Consider the following 8,285-nt stretch of genomic DNA (forward strand, 5'->3'; position numbering starts at 1 on the left):
AGTAAAAAGTTGATAGCCGGCTATTTGGCTGTTTGTTTACTGTTAATACCTTGGTGTGTGGGGGCTGTCCCCTTGCCCGAGGCTTATGATTTAATAGTCGTGGGTGGAGAACCAGAGGGCATTGCAGCAGCTGTTTCTGGAGCTCGCAATGGTTTGAAAACCCTTTTGATTGAAGCAGGAGATCGTTTAGGAGGATTGTTTACTTTAGGTGGGCTTAACTTTCTGGATATGAGTTATGGTCCGGAAAAGGAATTATTAACTCAAGGCATTTTTGGGGAATTTTACGAAACTTTGGGTAATGCCTTTGATTTGGAAGAGGCTGCTGCCTATTTTTTAGATTTGGTGCAAAAAGAAGCTAATTTGGATTTACGTTTAAAAACTGAACTGCGGGCTCCGCTTTTGCAGGGACATGACTTAATAGGAATTAAAGTAAGAGAAATGGGGCAGGAAAAGGACTATTATGCGGCTCGTTTAATTGATGCCACACCTGATGCTGATTTAGCTGCTGCTGCAGGGGTGCCTTATACCGTGGGAGCAGAGGATTATGGGGAACCGGAAAAAACAATGGGAGTAACATTAGTTTTTCGGGTAAAAGGTGTTAATTGGTTTAAGGTTTTTATTTATAATAATTGGATGCGTTTTTTAAGTAAATTAAAAAGTGGTTGGGGAGATCCTTATGCTGGGGCAAATTGGAAAGTAGCTTGGGGCTATGGGGAAAAAGCTTTAAAATATCGGGCACGTGATCCTTTAATTCATTTCCGCGGGCCTAATTTAGCCAGACAAAAAGGGGGTACGGTGTTAGTAAATGCCCTTTTATTATTTGGTGTGGATAGTTTGGATCCTTTGGCTCGAAAAGAGGCTATTGCTCGGGGTCGGGAAGAAATACCACATATTTTGGAATTTATGCGGCAGGAGTTTCCCGGTTTTAAGCATGTGGAATTTGTGGAAACAGCCGAGCGTTTATATGTGCGGGAAACACGCCATATTATGGGTGAATATCGTTTGACGATTACTGATGTCTTGGAAAATCGTGATCATGGGGATAGAATTGCACATGGCAGTTATCCGGTAGATATTCAACCAAGTGGTCCAAATGATTTGGGTAATGTTATCGGCAAACCAGCTATTTATTCAATTCCTTTTCGCTGTTTGGTTCCTCTAAAAATTGATAATTTACTGGTAGTGGGGCGAAGTGCTTCTTATGATTCTTTGGCTCACGGCAGTGCTCGTGTAGTACCAGTGGGAATGGCTGTTGGGGAGGCTGGGGGTGTGGCTGCGGCCTTTTCTTTGGCTAAAGATCTTTCTTTTCGGGAAATGACAAGTTCGCCACAGGTGATCAAAGCAGTACAAGAAAAATTAAAGGCTCAAGGTGCCTATTTAGTTGAATATGAGCCACCTTGTCCACAGGTAATGGAACATTGGGCTTATCCGGGGTTAAAAATAATGCGGGAATTAGGTTTGGCGGCAGGTGGTTATGAAAATGATTATCAATTAGATCAGTATATTAATTATTGGGATGCTGAATATTTATTTAGTAAAATAACTGGTGAAACATATCATTTCCCAGAAGTAATTACTATTAAAGCTTTATTGCAGGAGGCGGCTTTGTCGGAAAATAGTTTAGGTGATGAATTTAGGTCTTATTTGGAGCCTGAGGAAGGACGGCCTACATTTGGGCAATTATATCTAATTGGTGCTTTGCTATATTTGGATAGAGGGGGAGAAGTGGAGTGAGCCTTAATTGGGGGAAGCATAAAATAGTGATAATTATTAGCTTGTTTATCATTGGTGCCCTTTTATTTGCTTTTAATCATTGGTATCGGACACCAGTACCAGGACCGATAATTAATGGTAAACCAGGTTATGATGTTATTGTTGTCGGTGGTGAGCCAGAGGGAGTAGCAGCAGCACTAGCTGCTAGTCGTAATGGTCTTAGGACTTTGTTGATTGAGGAGAATTATGCTTTAGGTGGTTTAATGACTTTAGGTCAATTAAATTTTTTAGATATGTGTCATGGTCCAGAGGGTGAATTGTTGACACGGGGAATTTTTGCCGAGTTTTATAGGGATTTGGGTAATGCTTTTGATATTGAAGAAGCTAAAGCTTATTTTTTAAAAAAGGTAAAACGGGAAAAAAATCTTGACTTACTTTTAAATACACCAGTACAAGGTCCTTTAATGGAGGCAGAAAAAATAATTGGTGTAAAAACTAGGGACCAAAATTATTATGCTTTACGAGTTATTGATGCTACCACTGATGCTGATTTAGCGGTAGAAGCGGGTGTTCCTTATACTATTGGTGGGGAAGATTATGGGGAAAAAGGTTTGTTAATGGGTGTTACCTTGGTTTTTGAAGTAAAGGGGGTTAATTGGGAACAGGTAGTCCATTATTTAAAACATGAGGATCCTAGTCCTCATACTGGTGCCGATAAAGTAGCGGCTTGGGGTTTTGGGCCTGAGGCCGAAGCCTACGAGCCTCGTGATCCTTTAATGCGTTTTCGCGGTCCTAATTTAGCTAGACAAAAAAATGGTCATGTTTTGGTTAATGCTTTGCTAATTTTTGGTGTAGATAGTTTAGATCCCAAGTCCAAAGCTGAAGGAATTGCTCGTGGTCGAAAGGAAATTCCTTTTATTATTGATTTTATGCGTCAGCATTTTCCTGGTTTTGAAAAAGCCGAATTTGTAGGTACAGCTGAACAATTATATGTACGGGAAACACGTCATTTGCAAGGTGAATATCGATTAACAATTACTGATGTTTTGGAAAATCGTGATCATTGGGATAAAATTGGTTATGGTAGTTATCCAGTGGATGTGCAGCCTACTAGTCCGGAAAATTCGGGTAATGTAATCGGTAAACCGGATATTTATGCTATTCCTTTTCGCTGTTTGGTGCCTTTAAAAATTGATAATTTATTGGTGGTAGGGCGAAGTGCTTCTTATGATTCTTTGGCTCATGGCAGTGCTCGTGTAATTCCGGTAGGTATGGTTACTGGGGAAGCAGCTGGTGTGGCGGCAGCTTATTCTATTAATGAGAAGGTTTCTTTTCGGGAAATGACCGCTTCGCGAGAAGCAATTAAATGGGTTCAGGAAAAATTAAAAGAACAGGGTGCTTATTTGGAAGATTATATTCCACCGCGACCATTAGTCATGGATCATTGGGCTTATCCCGGAGTCAAAGTCATGCGGGAATTGGGTTTAATTGAAGGTGGTTACGAAAATGATTATGGTTTGGAGCGGGAAATTAATAAATGGAATTTGGAAAATAAATTAAATAAAGTTTTAAGGGTTGCTTATGAGCGCAATCCGCAAATTCAATTGCGTAGGGTAGAAATACCGTTAATGGTTAAACAAAGTGAAATGCTAATTGCAGTAGCGGCAGGTTTAACTGGGGAAGAAATGTCTTATGCTGCAGCCTATGATTTGCTCAAGGAAAAAGAAATTTTGGATGAAGTATTACTTGATAGAATAACCGAGGGTGATCAAGTACCAACTTTTGCCGAGATGTTAGTTTTATTGGCAAATTTATATGAATATTTGTTAGCGGTTATTTAATCTCGGTTGGAGGGGAAAAATGTTTAAAAAATTGGGGTCTTTACAATGGATAGGGATCTTAGCTTTGGGGATTAGTATTTTTGCGGCTTGTTTTTTAGGCTTTTTTAGATGGCAGGCGGAAAAAGATTATAATCAGGTAGAGATCCTTTTAGACTATGAACAGTTAAAAAAGATAGCAATTTCCACGGATAAATCCCTTGGTTATTGGGCAGATAAATTTAAACAGGCTGGGGCTACTGGGGTGGTTGTGCGGGAAAATACTTTGGCAGATTTGGAAGCCCGCGGCGAAATTATAGTTTTAAGTGGTAATCAGATAAAATTACAGCAATTTTTTCATCCGGATTTTTGGTCTGAGCGAAAAGTGGTATCTGAAAATATTTATTTGTTTATTCCTACGGCGGAATTATTTGAGGAAGTGGAACTAAATTTACGTTATAAAAATCCCCAAAGGGAAATTATGGAATGGGATGCAGGACAGGTGATCATGCTGCCAGCGGCTAGTTTGGATTGGAATCGTTTGGGAGTTGGTTTTAATCGAAAGGATTTGCAAGAGATGGCCCAGGCGGGATTAACCATAGTGCCCCGACTGCGTACCTGGACACCAGTCACTACTGAGGCTTTAGATGCATTAGTTGCCTCTTGGAGTGAAATAGCGGGTCTTTCTTTACTCACTTTTAATGATGAAACTTTACCTGGTGAAATCGGTTATTGGGGACAAAAGCTGCGGGAATTAAAAATACCGGTGGGTATGTTTGAATTTTATCAGCAGCATGGTTTGACTGAATTGGCTCATTTAATAGGAAAAAAGGCAGTGCGAATTCACTGTATTAATGAACAGGAAATGCTTATAAGTAATGAAAAAGAGGCTTTAAATAGATTTACTTTAGCGGTGGCAGAAAGAAATATTCGAGCTCTTTATGTGCGTTTTTTTGGCATGAATTCTCCTGATGTGGCTACAAAGGGATTAAATTTTGTGGGCCAAGTAAAAATGGGTGTAGAAAAGAAAGGCATGCAGATCGGTGCAGCCAAAGAACTCGGCAGTTTACCTTATTCGCGTCTTTTAATTTTGGCCGTTAGTTTAGGTGTTTGGGTAGGTGCTTTTGGGCTGCTTACTTATTTTTTAAAACCTCGGACAGCACTTTTTTTAGCTGGGAGCGGTTTTTTATTAGGGGCAGTTTTAATTTATGGGCATATTTTATTAATTCGTAAAGTTTTAGCCTTAGGAGCGGTAATTATTTTCCCAATCTGGGCAGTTCTAAAGTTTGTACAAAATGGTCCTCGTAATATTTGGCAGGCTGTGCGTGCTTTATTACTAATGACAGGTATTAGTCTTTTAGGAGCCCTTTTATTAGTAGGTCTTTTGGCTGATAAAGTTTTTTTATTAAAAATAGATCAATTTAGTGGGGTTAAATTGGCACATTTACTGCCTTTATTAATTCTTTCCTTTTGGTTTTTTCTTAAGGAATATCAAGGGAAAAATCCGCGGGAAATTTTAAAAGAGCCTGTGTTAGTCGGTCATGTCCTTATTGGTGCTTTTGTTTTGGTAATTATGGTGATTTATTTATTGCGTACTGGTAATAGTGTTCCCGAATTGGTTAGTAGTTGGGAAATTAAATTACGGGAAGGCTTAGGGGCATTATTAAAGGTTAGACCGCGAACTAAAGAGTTTTTGTTGGGACATCCTTTGATGTTTTTGCTTTTATATTTTGGTTATGCTCAAAAACGTTTACCTTTACTTCTTTTGGGAATCATTGGACAAATCTCTGTAGTTAATACATATGCTCATTTGCATACCCCTTTAAGAATATCTTTAATACGTACTTTTCATGGTTTGTGGTTAGGAATTTTACTAGGTATAATCTATTTATTAATTATTAAAGGTAGTGTTTTGAGGAGGCCGCGTGATGGCTAAAATCGTTTTTTCCGGTTATTTTGGTTTTAATAATGCTGGTGATGAAGCCATTTTATTTGCCATGCTGCGTGCTTGGCGGCAGTTAAAGCCGGAGGCGGAATTAATCGTACTTTCTCGTGATCCGGAAAAAACGGCAAAACAGTACGCTGCTTGGGAAGTAAAAGCTGTTAATCGCTGGCGAATAGTTGAGGTCTTAAAAACTTTGGCTAGTGCCGATCTATTGATTAGTGGTGGTGGTTCTTTACTACAAGATGTAACTAGTAATAATAGTCCTTTATATTATTTGGGTATTATTTTTTTAGCTAATCTTTTAGATGTACCGGTAATGGTTTATGCTCAAGGTGTGGGCCCACTGCGGAAAAAGAGAAATAGGCGTTTAAGTGCCTGGTTATTAAATAAAGCGGCTTTAATTACGGTGCGCGACCAAGAATCAGCTGCTGATTTAAAGGAAATGGGAGTTAAAGGGGAAATTATTGTTACAGCTGATCCGGTGCTTAGTTTGAAAAAAACAGATTTCCCCCCTAAAGTAGGGGCGGAAATTTTAAAGCGTTATCATCTAGAACCTGATCAAGAAGGAAAGTTATTAGGGGTTTATTTGCGTCCATGGGGTAAAAATAGTTATTTACCTGCTCTGGCCGAGGCCTTGGGTGAGATGCACCAACAGGGTTGGCAAATTGTTTTAATACCCATGCAGTTCCCAGGTGATATTGCTATAGCCAGGGAAATTAGCCGTTTATTAGGTAATGAGAACTTAACTTTGTTAAGGGAAAATTATACTGTGGGGGAATTACTGGCTTTGATCGGTAATTTGGATTTGGTTCTCGGTATGAGATTACATGCATTGATTATGGCAGCTGTGATGGGAGTTCCTATGGTGGGCTTAGCTTATGATCCTAAAATAGATCGTTTTTTAAGACAGAGTGGACAAATTCCTTTATTGTCGGTAAATAATTTGGAAGCACAAGCCCTAGTTGAGGTTTTAACTTGGGTTGTAGAACGGAAAGAAGAAATAAAAAGTGAAATAGAAAAAAGAACCGCGGAAATGTATCAAAGGGCTTGGCGTACCGCACGTTTAGCTTTAGAACTTTTGGAAAATACCGCTAGTGAGGAAGAAGAACGGTGAACCGTCAGCTTACAAAAACAGCATTATTAATTGTCGTAATTAATCTTTTAAGTCGTCTTTTGGGTTTTGGTCGGGAAGCGGTAATTGCCAATCAGTTTGGGGCTACTTCTTTTACTGATGCATATCTCTTGGCCTATACCTTACCTTATTTTTTACAGGCTATTTTGGGGATGGCTTTAGTTTCGGCGATTGTGCCAGTAGTAACTAAATATTTGCTTGCTAATGAAACAGAAGAAGCCTGGCGAATTGCTAGTATTACTTTAAACTGGACAACTCTTTTTATGGCTTTATTTGCTTTGTTGGGTATTCTAGGAGCTAAATATTTAGTTTTTCTTACTGCTCCGGGTTTTAATGCATCTACACGGGAATTAGCCATTAGTCTAACTAAAATCATGTTCCCTTCAGTGATTTTTATGGCTGGAGGGATGTTATTAACTGGAATTCTTAATGCTAAAAAACGTTTTGCTGTGGCTGCTTTTGCCCCTGGGTTTTCTAGTTTGATTATTATTCTTACGGTGATTTTGCTTGGACAATATGGGATTCATTATTTAGCTTGGGGAACATTATTGAGTATGTTGGGGGGACTTTTGATTCAAGTTCCCGTTTTGAAACAGATTGGTTTTCGTTATTATTTTGATTGGCGGCTGCATCACCCGGAAGTAAAGGGGCTTTTTTATAATTTACTACCTATTTTTTTAGGTACAGCTGTTAACCAAATATATTTAATGATTAATCGTTTTTTTGCTTCTGGTTTGGGTGAAGGCAGTATTTCGGCTTTAAATTATGCTGGTAAATTAATGAATTTACCTATGGGTATTTTTGCTTTGGCCATTTCCACGGTAATTTTTCCGCTTTTATCAGAACAGGCCGTTCAGAAAAATAAAGCGGAAATTAGTTTAACTTTGCTTAGTGGTTTACAAATGGTTTTATTAATAACTCTGCCGGCAGCGGCAGGTTTAATGGCCTTAAGAACTCCTATTGTCCAGCTTTTGTTTGAAAGAGGGGCTTTTGATCAATTGGCTACACAAATGACCGCTGGGGCACTTTTTTATTTTTGTTGGGGCATGTTTGCGTCAGCAATGTTAATGGTTATTACCCGGGCTTATTATGCTTTGGGTGATGTTTGGACACCTTTGTTTTGGGGAATGCTGTCTATTTTGGTGAACATCGGAATCAGCATTGCTTTTTTACCGGTGTTGGCACACCGCGGTTTAGCGTTGGCTAATTCCTTAGCCGCTATTTTTAATGCCCTTTGTTTATATTTATGGTTAAAAAAACATTTAAAGACTCTTTATGGGGCGAAATTACTAAAGTCTTTATTTACGTTTTCGGTGGGTTCTTTATTTACTGGGCTGGCAGCTTGGCAAGTTAATTATTATTTGGGTCTAACTTTTTTACGGGGAAGTAGTTTGAAATTTTTAGGTCTTAAACTGGGATTGAGTATTGGGGCTGGTGTTTTGGTGTATGGTCTTTGGTTAGGTTTGGTTTATCGAGAAGCAATTTTTGGCTTATGGCAAAATGTAAAAAAAGGAAGCAGGTTTATGAATAAGGATGTCGAATAAAAGCTTAATGAGAGGTGAGTAGAAAATGATTGGTTATGAAGAAATAAAAGCAATTTTACCACATCGTTATCCCTTTTTATTAGTTGATCGAATTATTGAGTTAGAAGAGGGGCAACGCATTGTGGGTTTAAAAA

6 protein-coding genes are annotated in these 8,285 nt (G+C 38.7%); all 6 read left to right on the forward strand.

Translation table 11 applies throughout. The features are described 5' to 3' along the window. Window positions 1-1,734, forward strand: a 1,734-nt coding sequence (locus GX687_00005) for an FAD-dependent oxidoreductase (GenBank protein HHX95839.1), incomplete at its 5' end; no start/stop codon positions are given. Then, complete coding sequence (locus GX687_00010) at window positions 1,731-3,554, forward strand: FAD-dependent oxidoreductase (protein HHX95840.1); 1,824 nt, start codon at window positions 1,731-1,733, stop codon at window positions 3,552-3,554. The genes GX687_00005 and GX687_00010, both read left to right, overlap by 4 nt. 19 nt (window positions 3,555-3,573) lie before the next feature. Beyond that, a complete protein-coding gene (locus GX687_00015; protein HHX95841.1) occupies window positions 3,574-5,466 on the forward strand; it encodes a hypothetical protein in 1,893 nt (630 codons plus the stop codon). After that, window positions 5,459-6,589, forward strand: a complete 1,131-nt coding sequence (gene csaB / locus GX687_00020; protein ID HHX95842.1) for a polysaccharide pyruvyl transferase CsaB — start codon at window positions 5,459-5,461, stop codon at window positions 6,587-6,589. The genes GX687_00015 and csaB overlap by 8 nt, the downstream gene beginning before the upstream one ends. Further along, window positions 6,586-8,151 (forward strand): murein biosynthesis integral membrane protein MurJ, encoded by a 1,566-nt coding sequence (murJ, locus tag GX687_00025; protein ID HHX95843.1) that lies wholly within the window; start codon window positions 6,586-6,588, stop codon window positions 8,149-8,151. Before csaB ends, murJ begins: the two co-directional genes overlap by 4 nt. A 25-nt stretch (window positions 8,152-8,176) precedes the next feature. Next, the coding region (locus GX687_00030; GenBank protein HHX95844.1) for a 3-hydroxyacyl-[acyl-carrier-protein] dehydratase FabZ at window positions 8,177-8,285 on the forward strand (109 nt) is incomplete at its 3' end.

The sequence above is a fragment of the Clostridia bacterium genome, assembly GCA_012841935.1.
GTDB lineage: Bacteria > Bacillota > Peptococcia > DRI-13 > DTU073 > DUTS01.